The sequence below is a fragment of the Streptomyces sp. NBC_01232 genome, from assembly GCF_035989885.1.
GTDB lineage: Bacteria > Actinomycetota > Actinomycetes > Streptomycetales > Streptomycetaceae > Streptomyces.
Window position 1 is genome coordinate 703,853 of sequence record NZ_CP108518.1, and the last position, 22,755, is coordinate 726,607.

Annotated in this window: 23 protein-coding genes and 2 pseudogenes; 14 read left to right on the forward strand and 11 right to left on the reverse strand. The window is 74.4% G+C overall.

The window, feature by feature from the left end; translation table 11 throughout:
• Nucleotides 1–73: 73 nt before the first annotated feature.
• Nucleotides 74–1,420, forward strand: coding sequence for a molybdopterin-dependent oxidoreductase (locus OG444_RS03390; RefSeq protein WP_327260662.1), 1,347 nt, complete (start codon nucleotides 74–76; stop codon nucleotides 1,418–1,420).
• Nucleotides 1,417–1,872 (forward strand): hypothetical protein, encoded by a 456-nt coding sequence (locus tag OG444_RS03395; protein WP_327260663.1) that lies wholly within the window; start codon nucleotides 1,417–1,419, stop codon nucleotides 1,870–1,872. The genes OG444_RS03390 and OG444_RS03395 overlap by 4 nt, the downstream gene beginning before the upstream one ends.
• On the opposite strand, the gene OG444_RS03400 is transcribed toward OG444_RS03395, so the two are convergent.
• Nucleotides 1,825–3,303 carry a glycosyltransferase 87 family protein gene (locus OG444_RS03400; protein WP_327260664.1) on the reverse strand — a complete coding sequence of 493 codons (1,479 nt, stop codon included), beginning with the start codon at nucleotides 3,301–3,303 and terminating at the stop codon, nucleotides 1,825–1,827. The genes OG444_RS03395 and OG444_RS03400 overlap by 48 nt on opposite strands.
• Nucleotides 3,304–3,416: 113 nt before the next feature.
• Here OG444_RS03400 and OG444_RS03405 point away from each other — a divergent pair, with 113 nt between their 5' ends.
• Together OG444_RS03405 and OG444_RS03410 are read left to right on the forward strand one after the other, a co-directional pair.
• Entirely contained in the window at nucleotides 3,417–4,559 is a 1,143-nt protein-coding gene (locus tag OG444_RS03405; RefSeq protein WP_327260665.1) for a molybdopterin-dependent oxidoreductase, read from the forward strand.
• Nucleotides 4,559–4,984 (forward strand): hypothetical protein, encoded by a 426-nt coding sequence (locus OG444_RS03410; protein ID WP_327260666.1) that lies wholly within the window; start codon nucleotides 4,559–4,561, stop codon nucleotides 4,982–4,984. The genes OG444_RS03405 and OG444_RS03410 overlap by 1 nt, the downstream gene beginning before the upstream one ends.
• A gap of 77 nt (nucleotides 4,985–5,061) precedes the next feature.
• On the opposite strand, the gene OG444_RS03415 is transcribed toward OG444_RS03410, so the two are convergent.
• Genes OG444_RS03415 through OG444_RS03425 form a run of 3 tightly spaced genes read right to left on the reverse strand, consistent with a single transcriptional unit; the run spans nucleotide 5,062 to nucleotide 7,048 of the window.
• Nucleotides 5,062–5,718: a class I SAM-dependent methyltransferase gene (locus tag OG444_RS03415; RefSeq protein WP_327260667.1), complete on the reverse strand. Its 657-nt coding sequence runs from the start codon at nucleotides 5,716–5,718 to the stop codon at nucleotides 5,062–5,064.
• Complete coding sequence (locus tag OG444_RS03420) at nucleotides 5,715–6,335, reverse strand: TIGR04282 family arsenosugar biosynthesis glycosyltransferase (protein ID WP_327260668.1); 621 nt, start codon at nucleotides 6,333–6,335, stop codon at nucleotides 5,715–5,717. The genes OG444_RS03415 and OG444_RS03420 overlap by 4 nt, the downstream gene beginning before the upstream one ends.
• Nucleotides 6,332–7,048 carry a glycosyltransferase family 2 protein gene (locus tag OG444_RS03425; RefSeq protein ID WP_327260669.1) on the reverse strand — a complete coding sequence of 239 codons (717 nt, stop codon included), beginning with the start codon at nucleotides 7,046–7,048 and terminating at the stop codon, nucleotides 6,332–6,334. Before OG444_RS03425 ends, OG444_RS03420 begins: the two co-directional genes overlap by 4 nt.
• A gap of 123 nt (nucleotides 7,049–7,171) precedes the next feature.
• Here OG444_RS03425 and OG444_RS03430 point away from each other — a divergent pair, with 123 nt between their 5' ends.
• From OG444_RS03430 to OG444_RS03445, 4 genes and pseudogenes are all read left to right on the forward strand, one after another.
• Complete coding sequence (locus OG444_RS03430) at nucleotides 7,172–7,996, forward strand: response regulator transcription factor (RefSeq protein WP_327260670.1); 825 nt, start codon at nucleotides 7,172–7,174, stop codon at nucleotides 7,994–7,996.
• The gene (locus OG444_RS03435; RefSeq protein ID WP_327260671.1) at nucleotides 7,989–9,101 is read left to right on the forward strand and encodes a sensor histidine kinase; all 1,113 of its coding nucleotides are present in this window, start codon (nucleotides 7,989–7,991) and stop codon (nucleotides 9,099–9,101) included. Before OG444_RS03430 ends, OG444_RS03435 begins: the two co-directional genes overlap by 8 nt.
• 186 nt (nucleotides 9,102–9,287) lie before the next feature.
• Nucleotides 9,288–9,386, forward strand: a pseudogene (locus OG444_RS03440) (NmrA family transcriptional regulator); the annotation flags it as partial.
• 25 nt (nucleotides 9,387–9,411) lie between these two features.
• Nucleotides 9,412–10,107: an NmrA family transcriptional regulator gene (locus OG444_RS03445; protein WP_327267072.1), complete on the forward strand. Its 696-nt coding sequence runs from the start codon at nucleotides 9,412–9,414 to the stop codon at nucleotides 10,105–10,107.
• Here OG444_RS03445 and OG444_RS03450 read toward each other — a convergent pair.
• Nucleotides 10,096–11,202, reverse strand: a complete 1,107-nt coding sequence (locus OG444_RS03450; protein WP_327260672.1) for an NAD-dependent epimerase/dehydratase family protein — start codon at nucleotides 11,200–11,202, stop codon at nucleotides 10,096–10,098. The genes OG444_RS03445 and OG444_RS03450 overlap by 12 nt on opposite strands.
• 79 nt (nucleotides 11,203–11,281) lie before the next feature.
• A complete protein-coding gene (locus OG444_RS03455; protein ID WP_327260673.1) occupies nucleotides 11,282–12,670 on the reverse strand; it encodes a serine hydrolase domain-containing protein in 1,389 nt (462 codons plus the stop codon).
• 257 nt (nucleotides 12,671–12,927) lie between these two features.
• Between OG444_RS03455 and OG444_RS03460 the strand changes: the two genes are divergently transcribed.
• Together OG444_RS03460 and OG444_RS03465 are read left to right on the forward strand one after the other, a co-directional pair.
• Nucleotides 12,928–13,212 (forward strand): DUF6400 family protein, encoded by a 285-nt coding sequence (locus tag OG444_RS03460; protein WP_327260674.1) that lies wholly within the window; start codon nucleotides 12,928–12,930, stop codon nucleotides 13,210–13,212.
• Nucleotides 13,199–13,456 (forward strand): hypothetical protein, encoded by a 258-nt coding sequence (locus tag OG444_RS03465; RefSeq protein ID WP_327260675.1) that lies wholly within the window; start codon nucleotides 13,199–13,201, stop codon nucleotides 13,454–13,456. Before OG444_RS03460 ends, OG444_RS03465 begins: the two co-directional genes overlap by 14 nt.
• 48 nt (nucleotides 13,457–13,504) lie before the next feature.
• On the opposite strand, the gene OG444_RS03470 is transcribed toward OG444_RS03465, so the two are convergent.
• From OG444_RS03470 to OG444_RS03480, 3 genes are all read right to left on the reverse strand, one after another.
• Nucleotides 13,505–14,299, reverse strand: a complete 795-nt coding sequence (locus OG444_RS03470; protein WP_327260676.1) for a 3-hydroxybutyrate dehydrogenase — start codon at nucleotides 14,297–14,299, stop codon at nucleotides 13,505–13,507.
• Between the two features lie 335 nt (nucleotides 14,300–14,634).
• The gene (locus OG444_RS03475; RefSeq protein WP_327260677.1) at nucleotides 14,635–15,333 is read right to left on the reverse strand and encodes an HAD family hydrolase; all 699 of its coding nucleotides are present in this window, start codon (nucleotides 15,331–15,333) and stop codon (nucleotides 14,635–14,637) included.
• A gap of 91 nt (nucleotides 15,334–15,424) precedes the next feature.
• Nucleotides 15,425–16,831 carry a L,D-transpeptidase gene (locus OG444_RS03480; RefSeq protein ID WP_327260678.1) on the reverse strand — a complete coding sequence of 469 codons (1,407 nt, stop codon included), beginning with the start codon at nucleotides 16,829–16,831 and terminating at the stop codon, nucleotides 15,425–15,427.
• Between the two features lie 219 nt (nucleotides 16,832–17,050).
• Here OG444_RS03480 and OG444_RS03485 point away from each other — a divergent pair, with 219 nt between their 5' ends.
• The 4 genes and pseudogenes from OG444_RS03485 to OG444_RS03500 all read left to right on the forward strand — a co-directional run bounded on the left by OG444_RS03485 (nucleotide 17,051) and on the right by OG444_RS03500 (nucleotide 19,631).
• The gene (locus tag OG444_RS03485) at nucleotides 17,051–17,557 is read left to right on the forward strand and encodes a GNAT family N-acetyltransferase (protein WP_327260679.1); all 507 of its coding nucleotides are present in this window, start codon (nucleotides 17,051–17,053) and stop codon (nucleotides 17,555–17,557) included.
• A 117-nt stretch (nucleotides 17,558–17,674) separates the two neighbouring features.
• Nucleotides 17,675–18,655, forward strand: a pseudogene (locus OG444_RS03490) (NAD-dependent epimerase/dehydratase family protein); the annotation flags it as partial.
• Between the two features lie 33 nt (nucleotides 18,656–18,688).
• Nucleotides 18,689–18,937 (forward strand): CPCC family cysteine-rich protein, encoded by a 249-nt coding sequence (locus OG444_RS03495; RefSeq protein ID WP_327266646.1) that lies wholly within the window; start codon nucleotides 18,689–18,691, stop codon nucleotides 18,935–18,937.
• 103 nt (nucleotides 18,938–19,040) lie between these two features.
• Nucleotides 19,041–19,631, forward strand: coding sequence for an excalibur calcium-binding domain-containing protein (locus tag OG444_RS03500; RefSeq protein WP_327260680.1), 591 nt, complete (start codon nucleotides 19,041–19,043; stop codon nucleotides 19,629–19,631).
• A gap of 57 nt (nucleotides 19,632–19,688) precedes the next feature.
• Here the strand turns inward: OG444_RS03500 and OG444_RS03505 are convergent, their stop codons facing one another.
• Both OG444_RS03505 and OG444_RS03510 read right to left on the reverse strand, forming a co-directional pair.
• The gene (locus OG444_RS03505; RefSeq protein WP_327260681.1) at nucleotides 19,689–20,555 is read right to left on the reverse strand and encodes a class I SAM-dependent methyltransferase; all 867 of its coding nucleotides are present in this window, start codon (nucleotides 20,553–20,555) and stop codon (nucleotides 19,689–19,691) included.
• 122 nt (nucleotides 20,556–20,677) lie between these two features.
• Complete coding sequence (locus tag OG444_RS03510) at nucleotides 20,678–22,711, reverse strand: prolyl oligopeptidase family serine peptidase (protein ID WP_327260682.1); 2,034 nt, start codon at nucleotides 22,709–22,711, stop codon at nucleotides 20,678–20,680.
• Nucleotides 22,712–22,755 lie beyond the last annotated feature (44 nt).

Genomic DNA, 22,755 nt, shown 5'->3' on the forward strand with positions numbered 1-22,755 from the left:
CGGGTGAGGCATGTTCTCTCCGGCGAGACATGTCCGATCAGCCCCATGTCTGCGACGGTGCGGAGGTGTCCCGATGGGCGCGAGCGGTGGCCGTCGGGCCGGTCGTGAACGGTTGCGGTCCGGGCCTCCACCGGGGCCGGCCCGGCCCGGGTTCTGGCGCAGCCCGATCCGCGGGCCGTGGCTGACCGCAGTGTTCGGACTGATCCTGCTCGTCGGTGTGACCGTGCTGTTCGTGACGGGGCTGCTGTCCTACGCCGCCTACAACCCGGACCTCGCGGCGGTCAACGACCAGACACCGGGCAAGGGGTGGCTCGGCTTCTACCTCTTCCCGTGGCCGACCTCGCCGTACTGGCTCTACCGGCTCACCCAGGGCGTGCACGTCGTCCTCGGGATCGTGCTCGTGCCCGTGCTCCTCGCCAAGCTCTGGTCCGTGATCCCCAAGCTGTTCGCGTGGCCGCCGGTCCGGTCGGTCGCCCACGGCATCGAGCGGCTGTCCCTGCTGCTCCTGGTCGGCGGGGCGGGCTTCGAGTTCGCCACCGGCATCCTCAACGTCCAGCTCCACTACATCTTCCCGGGCTCCTTCTACACCCTGCACTTCTACGGCGCCTGGGTGTTCATCGGCGCGTTCGTGGTGCACGTGGCCTTCCGGCTGCCGCGCGCGGTCCGCGCCGTGCGGGCCGGTTCCGCCGCCCAGCCCGCCCCCGGCTCCGAGGAGGCGGCCGGGCTGGTCTCGCCCCGCCCGGCCCGGCCGACCATCTCCCGCCGGGGAGCGGTCGCTCTGGTCGGCCTCGGGGCGTTGGCGCTGTTCGCGGTGACGGCCGGGCAGAGCGTGGGCGGCCGGTGGCGCCGGACCGCGGTGCTCGCCCCGCACAACGCGGACCCCGGGCCGGGCCCGAACGGCTTCCAGATCAACAAGACGGCCGGATCGGTCGGCATCCGCCCGAGCGACATCGGTCCGGCCTGGCGGCTGACCGTACGCGGCGCCGGGCGCCACGCCGTCCTCACCTACGAGGAACTGCTGGCCATGCCGCAGCACGAGGCGGCCCTGCCCATCGCCTGCGTGGAGGGCTGGTCGACCACCGACCAGCTGTGGAGCGGGGTACGGCTCATCGACCTCGCCGCCCTCGTCGGACCCGGCGGACCCGGCGCTCCCGGCGGACCCGGCCGGACCGGCGCGGCCGGCCGCGCCGGCCCCGACGTCGGCGTCCTGGTGGAATCCGTCCAGCGCGGTGGCTCGTTCCGCTCCGGCGCCCTGCGCGACAACCAGGTGCGCGACCACCGCGCCCTGCTCGCCGTACGCGTCAACGGCGCAGTGCTGTCGCCCGACCACGGCTACCCGGCCCGCGTCATCGTCCCCGGCGCGCCGGGCGTCCTCAACACCAAGTGGGTCACCCGCCTCACCTTCGGGGAGCTCGCGTGACCCGGTTCCGCCGCTGGTACGGGGCCTCGCCGCTGCATCTGCTCCTGCTGCTCGCCTCCTTCGCCCTGGCCTGCTACGCGGGCGTGCGCCTGCTGAAGGGCGACGCCCCGGGCGTGGCCCTGTGGTTCGTCGGCGCGGCGCTCCTGCACGACCTGGTCCTGCTGCCGCTCTACGCCGTGGCCGACCGGGCGGTGCAACGCCTCGCCCCCGGCGGCGGGCCGGCCGTCAACCACCTGCGCGTTCCGGCCTTCCTGTCGGGCCTGCTGCTCCTGGTCTGGTGGCCGCTGATCCTGCGCCGGGTCGGCCACTACACCGCGGCCACGGCCCTTCCGGCGGACGTGTTCCTCGGGCGCTGGCTGCTCATCACCGCGGGCCTGTTCATCGCTTCGGCGGCCGTCCTGCTGCTACGGATGTGGCACGGTTCCCGGCCGGCGCGCAGCGCCGCGAAGTGACCGCGCGCCGCGTCGGCTCCGGACCGCCGCGGCCAGCAGGACCAGGAGGAGCGCGGCTCCGTACGCGATCGCACTCAGCGCCGACCGGTGGCCGAAGACCGGCGCGAGGAGGTAGACGGCCGCGCCCGCGAGAGCGGTGCCCAGCCATTCCCAGCGTCCGTCCAGGGCCACGAGGGCGATCAGGAGCAGGGCGTACCAGGAGTAGCCGGGGGTGAGGAGCACGAAGGCCCACCCGGTGACCAGCAGCGCTCCGCTCCACGGGCGTTGCGGGTCGCCGCGGCGCATCACGTGGACGGACACCCCCGCGATGACGACGAGGAGTACCGGGAGCGCCCAGCTGTCGGGCAGGACGAGGCGGAGCAGGGCGTAGCGGGACCCGGTGGAGGGGTCGTCGTAGCCCTCTTCGTCGACGTAGCCGCCGAGGTAGCCGAGGACCGAGTCGTGCGAGAGGAGGACGTAGGGAAGGTAGGCGAGCAGGGTGAAGGCGGCGGCGGGAACCAGCACGGCGGCCGCGTCGCGGACCCGGCGCACCCCGGACAGTGCGCCGGGCAGGACGACGGCGGGCATGAGTTTGGTGGCGACGGCGGCGCCCAGCACCAGGCCGCCGGCGGCCCGCCGGCCGATGCCCCGTGCCGCGACGAGTCCGAGGCCGGCCACGGCCAGCAGCACGCCCAGTACGTCCACGTGCGCGTTGTTCACGGCCTCGATCGGTACGGCGGGGCACCAGGCCCAGTAGGCGGCCGGGCGAAGGTTCCGGCCCCGCCGGCGCAGGATCAGCAGCAAAGCACCCGTCACACCGAGAGACAGGAGCCCTGCTCCGATCTGGAGCGGCTTGTGCCGGGCGCCCCCGGGGGACAGCCGGTCGACGGCGAGGAAGTACGCCTCGGCGACGGGCGGGTAGATGGTGTGCACGGCGGGCCGGTTGATCCGGGTGCAGTGCGGGACCGGGCCGCCACCCGGGATCGGAGCCCGGTCCGGGCCCTGGCAGGCGGCGCCCGTCGGGAAGAGCCAGGGGTCGCGCAGCCGGGCCGGTCCCGGGTCCTGCGGGGCGTGGTCGTAGGGGGAGATGCCGGCCGACTGGACCCGGCCGTCCCAGGCGTAGCGGTAGGAGTCGGTGCTGGTACGGGGCGGTGCCACCAGCCCGGTCGCGGTGACGGCGACCGCGCCCGCGAGGAGCAGCGGCACGACGCGGGCGGCCGGGACCCGGCGCAGCGCGAGCAGGGCGAGGGCGAACAGCGCCCAGCAGGCCGCGTACCTCCGGAACAGCCCGGCGGGGTCGGTGAAGTAGCCGTCGTGGCGGATGGTGAGGACGAGGGCGGTGGTGAGGGCGACGAGGGCCGCGGCGGCCCATGCGGTGCGGGCGGTGGGAGAGATGCGGCCCGTGGGGGTCGTGGGGGCGGTGGAGGTGGCGGGGGCGGTACGCGGTTTCACCTCCGCAGCGTTCCAGCAGCGGGCCCCGAAGTGGGCTCCGCAGCCGCGCATGTCCGCATTCCGTAAGGTGTTCCACCCACCCGCCGGGGCGCCGCCGGGGGTGTCATGGGCCCATGCGCTTCACTCCGCCCTCCGGCCCTCCGATCACTTTCAGGGCGCGCCTGCACGACGCCCGTACCGCGACGGTCATCGGCCGCCTCCTCGGCCTCGCCGTCCTGGTCTGCTTCGCCACCGGTGTGCTCAGCCACTTCCTCCAGCACCCGCCCGCCTGGCTCGCCGACCGGCTGCCGAGCCGCCCGCACTGGGGCTACCGGCTCACCCAGGGCCTGCACGTGGCCGCAGGCACCGCCGCGGTCCCGCTGCTCCTGGCCAAGCTGTGGGCGGTCTACCCGCGGCTCTTCGCGTGGCCGCCCGTGCGGTCCGTACGGCACGCGTTGGAACGCCTCTCGGTGGCGGTGCTCGTCGCCGCCGGGACCTTCGAGCTGTTCACCGGGCTGCTGAACACCTTCCAGTGGTACCCCTGGCCGTTCTCCTTCGTACCGGTGCACTACGCGGTCGCCTGGCTCCTGCTCGGGGCGATGCTGCTGCACGTCGCCGTTCAATGGCCCGCGATCCGCGGCCACTTCACCCGCCGCTCCCCCAGCACCCTGGCCCTGCCCGAGGCCGACGGGCCGGACCGGCGGCAGCTGCTCGCGGCCGTCGCGGCCGGCGTCGGCGCGGTCACGCTGACCACCGTCGGCCAGTCCGTCACCGCGCTCGGTCCGCTGGAGCTGTTCGGTCCGCGCAGCCCGGCCCACGGACCTCAGGGACTGCCCGTGAACCGTACGGCCGCCGCGGCGCGCGTCACAGGGGCCGCACTGGCCGACTGGCGGCTGACGGTGACCGGGCCACGGCCGTACAGCCTCACGCTGGAGGAGCTGCGCGCGCTCCCGCAGCACGAGGTGACTCTGCCCCTCGCCTGTGTGGAGGGCTGGAGCAAGTCCGCGCGATGGACGGGCGTACGGGTACGGGACCTGCTGGAACGGGCAGGTGGGGGCCCGGGCGCGCGCTGCCGGGTGGTGTCGCTGGAAGTCGCGGGCCCGTACCGGGTGACGGAGATGGGCCGCGGATACGCGCAGGATCCGCTCAGCCTGCTGGCACTGCGGCTGAACGGCGAGGTGCTGTCCCTCGACCACGGGTACCCGGCGCGGATCATCGCCCCGAACCGGCCGGGAGTGCTGCAGACCAAGTGGGTCGGCCGGCTGGAGGTGGCGTGATGGCGTACCGGTACGTGTTCGGGGGCTCGGGCCTGGCCCTGATGGCGTTCGGCGGCCTCCTGCTGGTGCGGGAGCCCGAGCCGTGGCGGATCGCTCTGTGGCTCGCGGGCGGAGTCCTCGCGCACGACGGGCTGGTCGCCCCGCTGGTCTTCGCGGCCGGGGCGCTCTGCGCCGCGGCGGGCCTGCGTCTGCGCGGGGTCCCGCGCGCCGCGCTGATCATGGCGGGATCGCTGACGGTGATCGCCCTGCCGTCGCTCCTGCGCCCCGGCGGGGTGGCCAACGCGACGGTGCTGCCGTTGGACTATCCGCGGAACTGGCTGCTGGCGATGGGGGCCGTCGCCGTGCTCACGGCCGGATATGCCGGAACGCGCGCAGGCGTACGAGGGGTGGCGCGGCGGCGGGCGCAGGCCCGGCAGCGCCGATAGGGAGGGCCTGCAGCGCAGACGTGCGAAGGGGGAGTTGACGCCGATCCGACGTCAACTCCCCTCCTTTGCTGAGGCTTTCAGCGCCGCAGGCCCACGAAGCTGCGGCCCGCGGCCTGCCAGGTCTCCGGCCGCGTCCAGCCGGCGTCCGCGGCTGCGCCGCACAGGGCGCGGGTTCCGAGTCGGGCCCACCAGAAGGGCGCCCCGTGGCCGCCCCGGCCGTCGTCGACGTGCACCTCGACGCGTTCGTCGACGTCGGCGGTGGCCACCTCGACCAGCAGGGAGCCGCCCGGCGCGGCGAGTTGGGCGGCGCGGTGGAGCAGGGCGGCCGGGTCTCCCCCGATGCCGATGTTGCCGTCGATGAGCAGGACCGTCCCCCAGCGGCCCTCGCCGGGCAGTGGATCGAAGACCGACCGGCACAGCGCACTGCCCCCGGCCCGCGTCGTACGGGCCACCGCCTCGGGGGTGACGTCCACACCGAGTGCCCGGTGCCCGCGCGCGGCGAGGGTGGCGACGAGGCGACCGGGGCCGCAGCCGATGTCCAGGACCGGCCCGGTGCAGCGGGCCAGGACTCCTTCGTCGGCCTCGTCGGGCCCGGCGCACCACCGCTCCACGTCCAGCGGCAGCAGCCAGCCGTCCGAGCGCCGCAGGTAGAGGGGGCCCTGGCCGGCGCGCAGGGCATCGGCGTAGGGGTCGGCCCGCCAGGCGAGGGCGGGTTCGGTGAGTTGGGCGGTCATCGGGTCACCGCGCTGAGGCCGCCGTGCAGGACGGCGAAGCGGGTTGCGGGTACCGCGGCGGCGACCTGTGCCGCGTCGGCCGGGGTGTCCACGTCGCAGAGCTCGGGCAGGTCCCGTACCGCGCGCCCGGAGGCGGTCAGCCGGGCGCGCTGCGCCTCGCCCGTGGTCGGCAGGGACATGGGGACGCCGAGGAGCAGGGCCGGGTCGGGCTCGGCCAGGCCGAGCGCCCAGAACCCGCCGTCGTCGGCGGGGCCGAACCAGGCGTCCGTCTCGCTGAAGTCGAGGCCGCGGGCGAGGAGCTCCGGGGTGACCTGGGGGGTGTCCATGCCGATGAGGAGGGCCGGTCCGCCGGCGCCGGCGAAGGCCGCGGCCAGCCGGGCGTCGAGCCCGCCCTCGCACTGCGGGACGACCTCGATGCCGTGGGGCAGCCACGGCCCGGGGGCTCCGTCGAGGACCAGGACGCGCCGCCGCGCCGGGGTGGCGAGTACGGCGGCCAGGGTGTCCTGGAGCGCCGCGCGGGCCAGGTCGGCGGCCTGCCCGGGGGTGAAGTGGGGAGTGAGCCGGGTTTTGACCCGGCCGGCGACCGGCGTCTTGGCGATGACCAGAAGGGTGCTCATGCGGCGATCCCCTCGGTGGGCGCGGGCCGGATGCCGGGCGGCTCGGCGAGCACCTTGCGCATGTCCCGTACGGCGTGCCAGGTGCCCCGCCAGGTGCCGGTGACCTTGGACTTTCCGGAGCGGGGCAGGTACGGGACGTCCGTCTCGGCGACCCGCCAGCCGGCGTCCGCGGCCCGTACGACCATCTGGAGCGGATAGCCGCTGCGCCGGTCGGTGAGGTCGAGGCCGAGCAGGGCCGCTCGGCGTGCGACCCGCATCGGGCCGAGGTCGTGCAGCCGCAGTCCGGTGCGGCGGCGCAGCATCCGCGCCAGGGCGATGTTCCCGGCGCGTGCGTGCACGGGCCAGGCGCCGCGCCCCTGCGGGCGGCGGCGGCCGAGCAGCAGGTCGGCCTCGCCCGCGGCGACGCGCACCGCCATGGGGGCGAGCAGTCCGGGGTCCATGGAGGCGTCGCAGTCGCAGAAGCAGACCAGGTCGGCGCGCGCCGCGAGGAGCCCGGCGTGGCAGGCGGCGCCGAAACCGCGCCGGCTCTCGTGCACGACGGTGGCGCCGAGGCTCCGGGCGATCTCCGCCGAGCCGTCGGTCGACCCGTTGTCGACGACGATGGCCCGCCATCCGGCCGGCACGCGCGCCAGTACCCAGGGAAGGGCTTCCGCCTCGTCGAGGCACGGCAGTACGAGGTCCGCGCGGAGCGGAGCACAAGCTGATGAAGTCACCCTCCACACCGTAGGAATCAGGACCGGGGAAAAGGGGCCCGCAGACCTTACGAAACGCGGACGCCGTCCCTCAGGAGGGGGTCCGCGCCCCGCATCGGGGCCGGCGGGTGACAGCCTGGGGTCATGGCAGTGAGCAAGGTGGAGCGTGTGAACGAGGAACCCGGCGCCGACGGGACCGGCCGGGACGGTGGCGTGCTGGGCAGCGTCCTGGTCGTGGACGACGATCCGACCGTCTCGGAGGTCGTGGCCGGATACCTGGAGCGGGCCGGTTTCACGGTGCGCCTGGCGGCGGACGGCCCGGCCGGTCTGCGCGCCGCCGAGGAGCACCGGCCCGATCTGATGGTCCTGGACCTCATGCTCCCCGGTATGGACGGGCTGGAGGTCTGCCGTCGGCTGCGCGCCGGGGAGGGCGGTGGCCGGCCCGTCCCGGTCATCATGCTCACCGCGCGCGGCGACGAGGACGACCGGATCCTGGGCCTTGAGGTGGGTGCGGACGACTACGTGACCAAGCCGTTCAGCCCGCGGGAGCTCGTCCTGAGGGTGCGGTCGGTCCTGCGCCGGGCGCAGGCGGGCGCCCCGGCAGGCGTCCCGGAGGGCGGTCCGCGCCTCGCGGTGGCGGGCCTGACCCTGGACCCGGCGGCCCGCCGCGTCCACAAGGGGGGCCGGGAGCTGGCGCTCACCCTGCGGGAGTTCGATCTCCTCGCCTACTTCCTGCGCCACCCCGGTCAGGTCTGCGACCGGGAGCGGCTGATGCGCGAGGTCTGGGGCTGGGACTTCGGCGATCTCTCGACGGTCACCGTGCACGTGCGGCGGCTCCGCGGAAAGATCGAGGACGATCCGGGCAGCCCGCAGCTGATCCAGACGGTCTGGGGCGCCGGTTACCGCTTCGAGGCGGAGCCGGACGACGGGGCCGCATCCGGTGCCGGGGCGGAGGACGGCCATGCGTGACCTGCTGCTGATCGCCCTGTACGCCCTCCTCGGGGCGGGCGCCGCCGGGCTGTTCGGGGCCGTGGCGCTGCGGATCCTGCGCCGGCGCAGCGTGGCGGTCTCCCTCGCCGTCGTCGCCGCGGTCGCCGTGTCGGCGATGCTCGCCGGAACTCTGACCGTGGCCTGGGCCATGTTCCTGTCCTCCCACGACCTGGCGGTCGTCACCACGGTCGTCGCGGTGGCCGCGGCCGTCTCGATGGCCACCGCGCTGCTGCTGGGCCGCCAGGTCGTACGGCGCTGCCGGGAACTCGTCGGCGCGGCCCGGGTCTTCGGGGAGGAGGGCACCTTCGTGACGCCGCCGGTACCCGCTCCCGCCGAGCTCACGGCACTGAGCCGGGAACTGGCCCTGACCGCCGAGCGGCTGGCCGCCTCCCGTGAACGCGAGCGGGCTCTGGAGGCCTCGCGGCGCGAGCTCGTGGCCTGGATCTCGCACGACCTGCGCACCCCGCTGGCCGGGCTGCGGGCCATGTCGGAGGCGCTGGAGGACGGGATGGCCGCCGATCCCGCGCGCTACCACCGGCAGATCCGCACCGAGGTCGACCGCCTCAATTCCATGGTCGGTGACCTCTTCGAACTCTCCCGCATCCACGCGGGCGCGCTGTCCCTCACCCTGACCCGGATGTCCCTCCACGACCTGGTGGGCGATGCTCTGGCCGGCACGGACGCGCTGGCCCGTGAGCACGGCGTACGGCTGGTCGGCGAGGGGGTCGCCTCGCTGCCGGTGGAGGTGGACGGCAAGGAGATGACCCGGGTCCTGTCCAACCTCCTGGTCAACGCCATCCGCCACACGCCGGCCGACGGTACGGTCGCGATCGCCGCCGAGCGCCGCGCGGACTCGGTGGTGCTCTCGGTCACCGACGCCTGCGGAGGGATCCCCGAGGAGGACCTTCCGCGCGTCTTCGACACCGGCTGGCGCGGGACGCCGTCCCGTACGCCGCCCTCGGGCGCGGGCCTGGGACTCGCGATCGTGCGGGGCATCGTCGAGGCCCACGCGGGCCACGCGCACGTCCGGAACGTCTCCGGCGGCTGCCGCTTCGAACTGACGCTGCCCGCGGCCGCGGCCTGAGGTCCCGAATCCCGCGAGATTTCCGCCCCTGTGTGGAAGGGTCCTGCCGTGGACACGTTCGAGCACGATGAGAAGGCATCGCCGGGCGGTCGCAGTTGTCTGCTGACCGTCGTCAGCCCGCGCAAGGACGAGGGCAACAGCCCGACGGGGATCGTCGGGCGCCGCCTTGCACGGCAGTTGCTCGCCATGGGCCTGCAGGTGCGGGTGCTGGCCGAGCCGGACCAGTGCGGTGACTGGCCAGACACCGTCGAGGTGGTGGAGGGGTCCTTCACCCGGCCGCTGGAGTGTGCCCGGGCCTTCGACGGTGTCGGTGCCGTGTTCCTCGCCGGCGCCCACCCGTCGACGGTCGGACGCCCTCGCTCTCGCCCGGGACGCCGGCGCCTCGAAGGTCGTCCTGCTGTCGTCCCACGGGCCGGAGTACGAGGAGGCGAATCCGCCGGAGACCTGGTTCTGGCTGGCGATCGAGAAGGCGGTGGAGGCCTCGGGCCTCGCCTGGACGCATATCAGGCCGTCGGCCGTGATGGGCGCCGTCATCGAGGGCACCTACCCGGCGACGGGGTCGGACTGGCCCGCCACCGTCCGGGCGGACGGGGTGGTCCGGGAGGCCCTTCTCGGAGAGGGGCACTACCCCTTCATCCACGAGGAGGACCTCGCCGCCGTGGCGGCCGCGGCCCTGACCGGTGACGACTACGCCGGGACGGTCGTCGAGGCGGTGGGCCCGCCACTGAGCACACGTGCCCGTGTAAGGAGCGTCGCCGCGGCCCTCGGCCGCGACATCGGCACGGTCGATCTGGCGCCGGACGCCGGCCGGGCGGTCTGGCGAGGTCTCGGCTGGCCCGAAGGCGCGATCGAGGTGACCTTGTACGCGCTGGCGGAGTACGGCGCCCGGTACCCCGAACTCCTCCGCTGGACCCTGGACCAGCGGCCGTCCGTGCAGGACATCATCGGCCGCCCCCCGCGCACCTACGACGACTGGGTGCGCGAGAACATCGGCTCATTCGGCTGACCCCGGCCAGCTGACCAGGATCCCCCCGCCGGGGCCCCCGGACCCGGCTCGCTCCGGCGGCGGCGTGCCCGTCGCGAGCTCGGCCATGCCCGTGGCGAAGGGGACCGTCGGGCGCCAGCCCAGCTCGCGCCGCAGGCGCGCAGAGTCCGCGGTGATGTGGCGCACGTCGCCGAGGCGGTACTCGCCGGTGACGACCGGGGCCGGTCCCCCGCAGGCGGCGGCCAGCGCCCCCGCCATGTCGCCGACGGTCCTCGGGTCACCGCTGCCGACGTTGTACGCGGTGAATCCCGCGGGCCCGGCGCCGGCGGCCGCGTCCGGCCCGGACAGCGCCTCCAGGGCCACCGCGTTGGCCCCGGCCACGTCCCGTACGTGGACGAAGTCCCGGCGCTGTCCGCCGTCCTCGAAGACGCGGGGCGCCTCGCCGCGCGCGAGCGAGGACAGGAACAGCGCGGCCACCCCCGCGTACGGGGTGTCGCGGGGCATCCCCGGCCCGTAGACGTTGTGGTAGCGCAGCGAGACGACGCGCCCGCCGGTCGCCCGGGCCCAGGAGGAGGCGAGGTGCTCCTGGGCGAGTTTGGTCGTGGCGTAGACGTTCCGCGGGTCCATCGGGGCGTCCTCCGAGACCAGCCCCGGCGCCGGTGCGGCGCCGCAGAGCGGGCAGCGTGGTTCGAACCGCCCGGCCCGCAGATCGTCCTCGTCGCGCGGGCCGGGCCGTACGGTGCCGTGGGCGGGGCACTCGTAGCGGCCCTCGCCGTAGACCACCATCGATCCGGCGAGCAGCAGCCTCGGCACCCCCGCCCGGGCCATCTCGGCCAGCAGTACGGCGGTGCCGAGGTCGTTGGCGGACACGTAGCCGGGCGCGTCCTCGAAGTCCTTCCCCAGGCCCACTCTGGCCGCCTGGTGACAGACCGCGTCCACGCCCGCGAGCGCGTGGGCCACGGCGTCCGCGTCGCGGATGTCGCGCCCACCCTGCCCGCCGCCGCCCCTGCCGTTCTCCGCCAGGTCGAAGACCATCGGCTCGTGCCCGCGGCCGATCAGCTCGGCGACGATGTGCGAGCCGATGAAGCCCGCGCCTCCAGTCACAAGTACACGCATGCCCCGACGCTATGCCGCACACGGCCCCGTGACGTGCTCGCCGGACCGCACGTCACGGATCCGTAAGAACAGCGCCTGATCACAGGAGGGGGCCCGACAGCGGCCCGGGGAGGGCCGGGAGGTTCGGGGGCAGTACGCGGGGGGCGGCCGGAGCCTCGGCCGCCGGGGCCTCGGCGGAGCGCTTCTTCGGGGCCGGGTCCGGGGTCCGGGGCGCGGTGGTGCCGCAGAGGGACTGGTCCCGGTAGTCCCGCATGGCGGCGTCGGCGGGGTGCGGGTCCAGGGCGGTGCCGCTCTCGTTGAGGCGCTGGTACTTCATCAGGTTGTACCCGATGGCGAACTGGCGGGTGCCGTCCGGGCTGGACAGGGTCCAGGTACCGGCGCCGAAGACGCCCCCGTCGTGCCCCCAGACCGGGCCGCACGGCGTGTCCAGGGAGTAGATGCCGAGGCCGTAGCGCATGCTCACGGCTCCCGTCTCGTCCTTGACATCGACGGTGGTGCGCATCTGGTCCAGCTGGCGGCGCGGCAGAAGGTCCCCGCGCAGCAGGGCGCGGTAGAAGGTGTTGAGGTCCTGCGTGGTGGAGACGAGGGCGCCGGCGGTGCCGGCCCAGGTCATGTTGTAGTCGCTGTAGTCGCGCGGCGGGTCGATGATGCCGTAGAAGCTCTCGTACATGCGGGCGTGCGCACCGCGGATGTACGGGTCGGCGCCGGGGAAGTAGGTGTCCCGCAGGCCCGCGCGCCGGATCACGTCCTGCGTGATCAGCCGCTCCGGGTCCTGGCCGGTGACCTTGCGGAGCACCTCGCCCAGCAGCACATAGTTGGTGTTGGAGTAGGACCATTCGGTGCCGGGTTCGAACAGCTGCGGCCGGGCCACCCCGTAGCCGATCAGCTCGGCCGGCTTCACCGTGCGGTACCGGTGATCGTCCAGGCTCTCCGTGGTCCCCTTCAGGAGGGAGGGGAAGGCGTCGCCGACGTAGTCGTGGATCCCGCTGGTGTGGTTGAGGAGCATGCGTACGGTGACCTTGCGACCGCGCTCGCCGGGCAGCAGCTCGGGCACGTAGTCGCCGACCGGCCGGTCGAGGTCCACCCGGCCCTTGGCGGACTGCTGGAGGACGGCGACGGCGGTGAACGTCTTGGTGACGCTGCCGACGCGGTGGCGCAGGTCGGGGCGGACCTTGCGCCCGGTGGAGACGTCGGCGAGGCCGGAGGCGCCGTCGAAGCGCTCGCGGCCGTCACGGACCGCAGAGTAGATGCCATATACACCCGCCTCGTGGATCGCGTCCAGCCCCGCCTGCAGCCGGGTCCGGTCGAGGTGGCGGCCGGCGGCCGGGCCGTAGGCGGCCGGCGCCGCCTGGCTCGCGGCGCTCGCGGCCGGGGCGAGGCCCGCGAGCAGGGCTATGGCGACGGCGGTGACCGAGGCGGCACGACGCAGTCGCGGTACGGGGCGGTCGGCAGGACGGGTGTGGGGCACGGCGGCTCCTCGTCGGTGGCCCGGTGGGGCCCGGCGATCTTGGTCACTTAGATTCTTCGTCCCCGACCCGGGGTGCGGCCTCGTCCGCCAGGACGAACCGGGCATCAACCTGCAGACGGAGAAGCACCTTGACGGACCATTACATTTGTCACGCCGCCGGGCCCCGCCGGACCGCCGCGCCGGCCCCCGAACAGCGGGCTGTGACTCCGCCCACCCTCCCTTGACCGGAGAAGGAAGGCCTACCTAACTTCGATGTCATGGCCCCCCACGACCCCACCCCTCCCTCCGACGCCTCCGGTGCTCCCGACGCGTCCGAGCTGGTCGATTTCCCCGTCGACCTCACCTCGCAGGAGGTGCTCCGGCGCGCCCAGGTGATGGCGGCCCTCGGCCCGGACTGGGATCCGGTGGAGGTGCTGCTCGGCGAGGAGGCCGCGTACGACCTGCTGTACTCCGGGCTCGACGCCGGACAGCAGCGCGTCTACGACGACCTGGTCGCCGCCGGTGTGCTGCCCGCACGCGGAGACGGCAGTGCTGCCGCTTGACCCGCAGGCCGACCCCGGGCGCCGCGCCTGGGTGGCCTGCCCGAAGTGCGAGGACGCACGCGGCTGCGACCCCTGCGAGCAGCGGCGCAGCTGCTCCACGCACTGGCGCTACCTCCTCACGAACACCGGCAGCCTGCTCCACCTCCAGTGCCCCGGATGCGCCCACGTCTGGGTGCACGAGAGCGGCTTCGGAGCCACCCGCTCCCTGTGGGACCGCGTGACGGGCGCCCTGCCCGGCTTCTGAGCGGCGCGGTGCAGGCCGGCCGCCGGGCTTGCGGCGGCCAGGTGGCGGTCAGGCGGCGGTCCAGCCGCCGTCCAGGGGGATGGACGCGCCCGTGACGTACCCGGTGTGCGGACCGCAGAGCCACAGGACGGCGGCGGCGACCTCCTCCGGCTCGATCAGCCGCTTGACCGCGGAACGGCTCAGCAGCACGTCCGACACCACCTGGCCGGCGTCGATGCCGTGGGCGGCCGCCTGCGCCTCGATCTGCCGCTCCACCAGCGGTGTGCGGACGTATCCGGGGTTCACGCAGTTGCTGGTGACACCGTGCGGGGCGCCCTCGACGGCGGCGACCTTGCTCAGCCCTTCCAGGGCGTGCTTCGCGGTCACGTAGCCGGCCTTGAACGCGCTGGCGCGCAGCCCGTGCACGCTGGAGATGTTCACGATCCGGCCCCAGCCCCGGGCGCTCATGTACGGCATGGCCCGGCGGATGAGGAGGAACGGCGCGTGGACCATCACGCGCTGCATGAGTGCGAAGCGGTCCGGCGGGAACTCGGCCAGGGGTGCGACGTGCTGGATCCCCGCGTTGTTGACCAGGATGTCGAGCTCGGCGGGCAGCTCCTCGATGGCCCCGGCCCGGGCCAGGTCCACCACGTGCGCCCGCCCGCCGATCGACTCGGCTGCGGACCTCGCCGCGGCTCCGTCCACGTCCACCACGTGTACGTGGGCCCCGGCCGCGGCGAGCGCCGAGGCGCAGGCCCGTCCGATGCCGCTTCCGGCACCGGTCACCATGGCGGTGCGGCCCGCCAGGTCGGTACCCGCGGCGGCTGCTGTCCCGTGGGGCACGGGAGGGAATCCGCTTGTCATGCCCAGAATCATCCGGGACTCGGGCGGGCCGCTCCCATGTGCACGGCCGCCACAGTCGGGCCGGGCGGTGTGTCGGCCTCCGCCACGCAGGCCGCTGCGCACTCCTGCCTGGGCACTGTCCGGCGACACCGCGCGCAGTGAGTACAGGACGGGCAGGGGGGAGTCCCCGAACGGCAACCGGTACCGGCCGTCCGCACCCGGGGCCAGGGTGCCGCGCGGGTCGAACCCGGCAGCGTGGCCCACCGCGCCCGGCTCCGGGACGGGGCGGGAGCCGGGGCGGGGCGGGGCGGGAGCCGGGGCGGGAGACGGAGCCGGGGCTGGACCTGAGGGCCGGCCTACGAGGGGCCGAGCAGGTCCAGGAGCGGCGCCAGTCCCCCGGGCCGCTCGTCGACCGGGAGGTGGTCGACGAAGTGCACCGGGCAGCCGAGCTCCCGGGCGCCGCCGTCGGCGCGCCGGTCGTCCCCCACCATGAGCACGTCGGCGGGGGCCAGGCCGAGCCGGTCGCAGGCGGCCCGGAAGATCGCCGGATCGGGCTTCTGGGTGCCCAGCTCGAAGGAGAGCACGTAGGCGTCGACCAGCTCGTCGAGCCCGTGCGTGCGGAAGATCGGCCGCAGGTCCCATCCGATGTTGCTGACCACGGCCACCGGGAGTCCCCGCCGCCGCAGTTCGCGCAGGGTCGGCCCGGTGTCCGGGTAGGGGCGCCAGGCGGCAGGGGTCATGTGACGGTCGTAGAGCACCTTCGCCAGCTCCGGGTCCGTGACACCGGCCGCGTGGGTCAGGCCTCCGTAGGCGGCCCGGTGCTCCTGCGCGCTGATGTCCCGCGTGCCCCAGACGGTTTCGAGGTGCGCGGGCACCTGCCGGGGCGAGGGCCCGCCCGGCAGTGCGCCGTACTCGGTCAGCCGCCGTACCGTCTCGCCGAACTCCTGCTCGGCCATCGCGATACCGGTCTCCACGAGGGCGGCACGGAGCCACTCCTCGGTCGACTCGACGCGCAGCAGCGTGCCGGAGAAGTCGAACATCACTCCTTTGATCATGTGGTGATCGTAGGCCGAGCCGCCGCCGACCGGGAACGGGTTCCGCGGTCGGGCGTGCGGGCATGCGGGCATGCGGGCCGGACAGTCGGGGTCAGGTGGTCGGGTGCAGCCTGGACGGGGTGGCCTGTGAGCTCTGCGGGCTCCCGTCGATGGAGGCCAGGGCGCTGCCTGCCAGCCAGGTCCGCCAGTCCACGTTCCAGTCGCCGAAGCCGTTGTCGAAGGGAGCCATCTTCTCTCCCCCGCTGTTGACCACCTCCACGATGTCGCCCTCGCGGACCGTCTCGAAGAACCAGGCGGCGTTCTCGGTGCTCATGCCCGTGCAGCCGTGGCTGACGTTCTCCTCGCCCTGTGCCTCGACCGACCAGGGCGCCGCGTGGATGTACTCGCCGCTCCAGGTCACCCGGGTCGCGAAGGAGACGGGCAGGTCGTAGAACTCGCTGGTGCCGCGCTTGATGCCGACGGTGTCGCCGCGCATCCGCACCTTGGGCTCCTTGCGCAGCACGACCTTGATGCCGCTGCGCGTCCTGAAGCCCGCCTTGCCGGTGGTGACCGGGATCGTCCTGATGACCCGTCCGTTGCGGCGTACGGTCATCCGGTGGGTGGCGGAGTCGGTGACGGCCTCGATCCGGTCCGCGATGGTGAACTGCACCTCGTCGGAGGGGCCGCCGTAGTCGTGGTCACCGACCTCGACGCCGTCGAGGCCGCTGCGGACCCGGACCACGGTGTGGGCGGGCCAGTACGTACGCGGCCGGTAGTGCAGGGTCGATTCGTCGACCCAGTGCCACGCGCCCTCGACCCGGGGCTCCGAGGTCACCTCGAGCGCCTGCTCCAGCCGGGCGCGGGCCGGGAGGTCGTCGGCGGGCACCGGGCGGCTGAGGCCGGCCGTCACGATCTCGCCCGCGCCGTAGGTGCCCGGGCCCGGCCCGAACTCGACGGTCAGCCTGCCCCCGTCCGCGGGCGGCGCGGTCCGGAACGCCATGGTCACGCCGACCGGGGTGCCGGCCGCGTCCTGCGCGCCGACCTGCACGGTGTAGGTCTCCCCCGCCCGCAGCGGCTCGCTGTTGCGCCAGCGCTCACTGTGCGGGGCGAGTTCACCGGCCAGATGGCGGCCGTGCCCGTCGCGCACGGTGACGTCCGTGAGGCGGCCCGGCTGCGCGAGGGCGATCTGCAGCGGCCCCCCGGAGTCCGTGGGGAGCACCTCGGTCCGGGCGGCCTGCGCCGTGTCGCCGAGGGAGGGATCCTTCAGTACGGAGCCCACACCGCGCGCGGTGGCCCGTACCCGCTGCTCCTGCCAGCCGCTGCACAGCCCGGGCCGGAACATGCGCACCGTGCACGGCCCCTCGCCGGACTCGCGGCCCTCGTCCAGCACCCTGCCGACCAGCAGGGTGACCGCGGCCTCGCGCGGCGGACCCGCGAGGGTCACCTCCGAGGTGTCCGCATCGGGCGCCCGGCCCGGCGCTGCGGCGACGACCAGCATGGCCCCCGTCACCGCAGCCACGGCGCCCCACGCCTTGGTCGGTTGTCTCCGTCGCATTCGTGGCATAGCCGTATCAAACCGATGTGGCGCCAAAATGATGATCATGACCTCGGCGCTGCGCCCGAACGGGCACCCAAGTGAACTCGGACGGAGCACAGTACGCGTCCCCCGGCGAGCGGAGAACGGACGTGTGCCCGATACTCGGGTGCCTTCCGGCCCACCGCCCGCGACAATGCCGCCATGACCATCCGCACGGCACGGCTGGAAGAACTGCCCCTCCTCCAGGACATCGAGAGGGCCGCCGGGCGCTGCTTCCGGGACATCGGCATGCCGGAGATCGCCGACGACGAGCCGCTGACCATCGACGAGCTCGCCCCCTACCGACAGGCGGGGCTGGCCTGGGTCTCGGTCGACGCGGCGGACGCTCCGGGCGCCTACCTGATCGCCGAGTACGTCGAGGGCAACCTGCACGTCGAGCAGGTCTCCGTCCATCCGGACCGTGCGCGCCGCGGCCTCGGCCGGGGGCTGCTGGAGCACCTGGCGGCGTTCGCGCGGCACGAGGACGTGCCCGCCCTGACCCTCACCACCTTCACCGAAGTCCCGTGGAACGCCCCGTACTACGCGCGCTGCGGCTTCCGGCTGCTGGAGGACGCCGGCCTCCCGCCCGGTCTGCGGGACATCCGCGACCGCGAGGCGGCGCACGGTCTGGACCGGTGGCCCCGCGCCTGCATGCGACGGGACCTGTGACCGGGCGGCCCCAGTCGAACCGGCACCCGCAGCCGGACCCGCACCCGCCCGTACCGCTTTCTCCGCCCAGCGCGAACCGGGATCGCGGCCGTGCCCGCGGTGTGCTGAGGTGGCCGAATGGATCTTCTTGTACTGGGCGGGACCGCCTGGCTGGGGCGTGAAATCACACGGCAGGCACTGGAGCGCGGTCACGACGTGACCTGTCTGGCGCGCGGCGAGAGCGGTGAAGTCGCCCCCGGTGCGCGGCTGGTGGCGGCGGACCGGAACGAGGAGTCCGCCTACGCGGAGCTCCTCGGCCGCGACTGGGACGCGGTGATCGAGGTGTCCTGGCAGCCGGCCTTCGTCCGCGGCGCGCTCGCGGCCCTGGCCGGGCGGGCCCGGCACTGGACCTACGTCTCGTCCATCAGCGCCTATGCCGACCACGGCACGGTCGGCGCCGACGAGTCGGCCGCGCTGCTGGCGCCGGCCGAGGGGCAGTACGTGGGGCGGGAGGAGTACGGGGAGGCCAAGGTCGCCTGCGAGGAGGCTTCGCGCGCCGCGGTGGGCGACCGGCTCGTCATCGCCCGGGCCGGCCTGATCGGCGGGCCGGGCGACGCCAGCGGGCGGACGGGTTACTGGGTGGCGCGCTTCGCCCGCGAGGCGGACCAGCCCGTCCTCCTCCCCCGGTCACCCCGCCTGCCGACCCAGGCCGTCGACGTGCGCGACCTGGCGGCCTGGCTGCTGGACCTGGCGCAGGAAGGCACCACCGGGACCTTCGACGCCGTCGGGCCCGTCGTCCCCCTCGACAGCTGGGTCGGCCTGTCGGCACGCGTGGCCGGCTACACCGGACCGGTGGAGGTGGCGGACCCGCAGTGGCTCCTCGACCAGGGGGTCGGGCCGTTCATGGGCCCGGAGTCGATGGCCATGTGGATGCCGGACCCGAAGTGGGCGGGCTTCTGTGCCCGCAGCGGAGCCGCGGCGCACGTGGCCGGGCTGCGCGACCGCCCGCGGGTGGAGATGCTGGAGGACCTCCTGCGGTGGGAACGCGCCGAAGGCCTGGAGCGCCCCCGCCGGGCCGGCCTGAGCACCGCCCGCGAGCGCGAGCTGCTCACCGCACTCGCCGACGCACCGGCCACGGGCCCGTTCCCCTGCATCGTCTGCGGGAACCTGACCGTCGGAGTGCAGGGGCACCACGAGATCTGCCCCGTCTGCGGCTGGCAGGACGACGGCGGGGACCACCGGGACCCCGATCACTTCACGGGCGGCCCCAACCACGTCACACTGCGCGAGGCCCGGCGGAACTACCAGGACTTCGGCGCGAGCGAGCGGCGGCGGGCCGGCCGGTGCCGGCCGCCGCTGCCCGCGGAGCTCCCGCCCCCGGACGGGACCGCGGCGCCCTGATACGCGATGGCGGTGGCTGGATTTCCGTATTCCCCATGGCTGGATTCGACTGGTGCGCTTAACTGGGCGCCCGCTCCTCTTCCATGTCCATGGCAGGAGATCCTTGTACCCGAACCCGAACCCGCCGCAGCCGCACCCCTTCACACCCACCGGACCCGCTGGGCCGCGCTGGCCGTCGGCGCTGGCCATCCCGGTCGTCGTGATCGCCACGCTCCTGCTTCCGCCGCTCGGCGCCGCGCTGGCCTTCCTCGCCCGCTGGGGCAGGACGGGCAGGATCGTGACGGTCGCGCTCGCCTCGGTCTGGTTCGTCGTCCTCGTGGCCGCCAACTCCGACCCGAAGCCCGGGCCGGCGGCAGCGCAGCCGCAGCCCGCGCCGACCGTCACCGTCACCGTGACGGCCACCGCCCCCGCACCGGCCGCCGCCGCGCCGGCCCCGAGCCCGTCCGCCACCACCCCGGCTCCGGCGCCGTCGCCCACGCCCACACCCGCCGCGCAGCCGGAGCCCGCCCCCGCACCGGAGCCCGGCGCCAAGAGCGAGGAGCCCGAAAACTCCTCGTCGTCGGGCGGCGGCGGCAGCGTCAGCTACAAGAACTGCACGGCGGTCCGGGACGCCGGAGCGAACCCGATCCGCCGCGGAGATCCGGGCTACGGCCGCCACCTCGACCGCGACGGTGACGGCGTCGGCTGCGAGTAGCCGGCTCCGCACACGGCCCGCGGCCGGCCGGCCCCTTCCCGGTCGGCCGCGCCCCGGTCAACGCCGTGGCCTGGTCGCGATGGTGGCCGCGACCGTGACGGTACGGGTGTAGGTACCACCCGGGTCATGGGCCAGCAGGGCGCGGCGCAGCTCGGACTCGAACGCGCCCTTCCGGTCGCCCAGCCGGGCCGGGCTGGAGCGGGGACGGGAGAGCTGCAGGCCGACCAGCTCGTCCACGGTGCAGCGCGTGGACCGCTCCCAGGTGGTGGTCCGGACGTGGGAGAACGCCGACTTCGCCAGACGGTCCTCAAGCTCCTGCAGGCCCTCCAGGCCCTCCAGCCCCTGCAGTTCGTCCCCTTGCTCGGCTTCCTCCGCTCCGCCCGCCGGGTGCGTCGACGGTCCGTGCCCCGTGCGGGGCGCGGACCCGAGGAAGCGCGCGCACACCTCGTCGACGACCGCCGGCCAGGCGGGGCCCCGGCCCTGCTGCCCGGCCGCCGCCCCCGCCAGGGTGGTGACGACGGCGATCCCCCCGCGCGGCGCGAGCACCGAGTCGAGTTCGGCCGGCAGCCGGGTCGGGTCCATCCGGTGGAAGGCCCCGCCGATGACGCACAGGTCGATCCGGGGCAGGCACAGCCTGCCGATTCCCGCGGAGTCGCCGCGCAGCCACGCGATGTTCGTGCGGCCCTGCTCCTCGGCGAGCCTGCACCCTTCGGCGAGCATGGCCGGCTCCGGGTCCACGGCGTAGACCTGCTCGACCAGCGCAGCCAGCCGCAGGGAGACGGTTCCCGGCCCGGCGCCGAGGTCCAGTACGGTCTGGGAGCCGTCGAGCGCGAACCGTTCCGTGAGGAGCGCGTACAACTCCGCCGGGTACGGGGGCCGGTAGCGGGCGTAGTACGGGGCGGCGGACGCGTACGGGGTGCTCATGGGGTCCTCCCTGGCCGGGGTCGCATCCGCCGATGGTGGAGCACAACGCGGCCCCCGGTGGCGACTGGCCCCGCAAATCCCCCGTACGGATGCCTGCCGTTCACCTCTGCCCCCGTACGCGGTCACTTCTGCGGGGTCAGCCGCTCCCACAGGAAGGTGTGGACGAGGGCCTCGTTGAAGGCGGTCTGCCGGTGGTCGGTGGCTCCCGCGTGGCCGCCGCCGAGGTGCTCGTGGAACAGCACGGGATGTCCGTACTCGCGCAGCCGGGCGGCCATCTTGCGGGCATGGCCGGGGTGCACCCGGTCGTCCCGGGTCGAGGTGAGCAGCAGCAGCGGAGGGTACGCGGGCCCGTCCGCCCGGATCCGGTGGTACGGGGAGATCCGCTCCAGGTGCGGCCGGTCGGCCGGGCTGTCGGGATCCCCGTACTCGGCGATCCAGCTGGCCCCGGCCAGCAGCTTGTGGAAGCGCAGCATGTCCAGCAGCGGCACGTGGGCGACGACCGCGCCGAACAGCTCGGGGTCGCGGGTGAGCATGGCGCCCATGAGCAGTCCGCCGTTGCTGCCCCCCTCGATGCCCAGCTGGGCGGGGGTGGTGATGTCCCGGGCGGTGAGGTCCCGGGCGACGGCGGCGAAGTCCTCGTAGGCCCGGACCCGGTTCGCGCCGAGGGCCGCCCTGTGCCAGGCGGGGCCGTACTCGTGCCCGCCCCGGATGCCCGCGACGACGTACGTGCCGCCGCGCGCGAGCCAGGCGCGGCCGGTGACCGCGCTGTACTGCGGGACCATGGAGATCTCGAAGCCGCCGTACCCGTAGAGCAGGGTGGGGCCGGGGCCCGGGCGGTCCTCGGGTCCGACGACGAAGTACGGCACCCTCGTGCCGTCCGCAGAGGTCGCGAAGTACTGGCGCACGGCGAGACCGGCGGTGTCGAAGAGGGCCGGGCTCTGCTTGAGGCTCTCGCTCTCGCCGTCGTCGCCGGCCGTGCCCCGGTACAGGGTGGAGGGCTGGAGGAAGCCCGAGACGTTGTGGAAATACTCGTCGCCGACGTCCGGGTCCGTGCCGGTGACCGAGGCCGTGGACAGCGGCGGCAGGCCCGGCAGGGGTGCCCGGTGCCAGCCGCCCGGCCCTTCGCCCGGGGTGAGGAGCTCCATCCGGGAGGAGACGTCGGCGCGCGTGGTGAGGATGAGGTGGTGGCGGGTCCAGCTGTACCCGGCGAGTGCGGTGCGCTCGTCCGGCGTGAACAGCACCTCGGCCTCGCGCTCCCCCGCAAGGAAGGCATCGAAGTCGAAGGCGAGGAGGCTGCCCGCGGGGTGGCCGAGCCAGGGCGACTTGGTGGTGACGGTCAGCCACCGGCGGTGGACGGAGACGCCCGCGTCGTCCGGCACGTCGACCTTCAGCGGCGGGCCGGCGGGGTCCTCCCGGAGCAGGAAGAGCTCCTGGTTCCAGAAGTCGATCTGCCGGTGGACGAAGTCCCGTTCGAAGCCGGGGGTGTCGTCGTGCCATCCGGAGGCGGACAGGTCGGACGGGTGGCCCTGGTGGACGAGCTCGGCGTCTTCGAGGGGCGTGCCGCGCCGCCAGCGGCGCACCTGGAGCGGGTAGCCGGACCCGGACATCGAGCCGGCGCCGAAGTCCGTGCCGATCCAGACCCGGTCCCGGTCGATCCACCCGATCCGGGTCTTGGCCTCGGCGACCGTGAACCCGTCCTCGACGAATTCCAGGGTCTCCAGGTCGAACTCGCGCACCACGCAGGCGTCGGCGCCGTCCCGTGACAGCAGGACGAGGGCGTGCCGGTACCCGGGGGCGAGCACCCGGCTGCCCGCCCAGGCCCACTTCTCCCCCTCGGCGTCGGCGAGTGCGTCGAGGTCCAGGACCACTTCCCAGGCCGGCCGGTCCGTCCGGTACTCCTCCAGCGTGGTCCGCCGCCACAGGCCTCGCACGTGGTCGGCGTCCTGCCAGAAGTTGTAGAGGTGGCGGCCGCGGCGGACGACGTAGGGGATCCGGCCGTCGTCGTCCAGGACCTCGCGCATCTCCTGCTCGATCACCTTGAACGCGGGGGACCCGGTCAGCGCGTCCACGGTCTCGGCATTGCGCTCCCGGACCCAGGCGAGGGCGGCGTCGCCGGATACGTCTTCCAGCCACAGGTAGGGGTCTTCATCGCTCATCAGGCGATTGTGCAGGAAGCGGCCGGCGGGTGTGCGGGCGTCCG

Coding starts and splice junctions, on each gene's coding strand:
- OG444_RS03390 (WP_327260662.1), top strand. CDS start 74: ATGGGCGCGAGCGGTGGCCGTCGGGCCGGTCGTGAACGGTTGCGGTCC.
- OG444_RS03405 (WP_327260665.1), top strand. CDS start 3,417: ATGCGCTTCACTCCGCCCTCCGGCCCTCCGATCACTTTCAGGGCGCGC.
- OG444_RS03410 (WP_327260666.1), top strand. CDS start 4,559: ATGGCGTACCGGTACGTGTTCGGGGGCTCGGGCCTGGCCCTGATGGCG.
- OG444_RS03415 (WP_327260667.1), bottom strand. CDS start 5,718: ATGACCGCCCAACTCACCGAACCCGCCCTCGCCTGGCGGGCCGACCCC.
- OG444_RS03420 (WP_327260668.1), bottom strand. CDS start 6,335: ATGAGCACCCTTCTGGTCATCGCCAAGACGCCGGTCGCCGGCCGGGTC.
- OG444_RS03430 (WP_327260670.1), top strand. CDS start 7,172: ATGGCAGTGAGCAAGGTGGAGCGTGTGAACGAGGAACCCGGCGCCGAC.
- OG444_RS03435 (WP_327260671.1), top strand. CDS start 7,989: ATGCGTGACCTGCTGCTGATCGCCCTGTACGCCCTCCTCGGGGCGGGC.
- OG444_RS03450 (WP_327260672.1), bottom strand. CDS start 11,202: ATGCGTGTACTTGTGACTGGAGGCGCGGGCTTCATCGGCTCGCACATC.
- OG444_RS03460 (WP_327260674.1), top strand. CDS start 12,928: ATGGCCCCCCACGACCCCACCCCTCCCTCCGACGCCTCCGGTGCTCCC.
- OG444_RS03470 (WP_327260676.1), bottom strand. CDS start 14,299: ATGACAAGCGGATTCCCTCCCGTGCCCCACGGGACAGCAGCCGCCGCG.
- OG444_RS03475 (WP_327260677.1), bottom strand. CDS start 15,333: ATGATCAAAGGAGTGATGTTCGACTTCTCCGGCACGCTGCTGCGCGTC.
- OG444_RS03485 (WP_327260679.1), top strand. CDS start 17,051: ATGACCATCCGCACGGCACGGCTGGAAGAACTGCCCCTCCTCCAGGAC.
- OG444_RS03505 (WP_327260681.1), bottom strand. CDS start 20,555: ATGAGCACCCCGTACGCGTCCGCCGCCCCGTACTACGCCCGCTACCGG.
- OG444_RS03510 (WP_327260682.1), bottom strand. CDS start 22,711: ATGAGCGATGAAGACCCCTACCTGTGGCTGGAAGACGTATCCGGCGAC.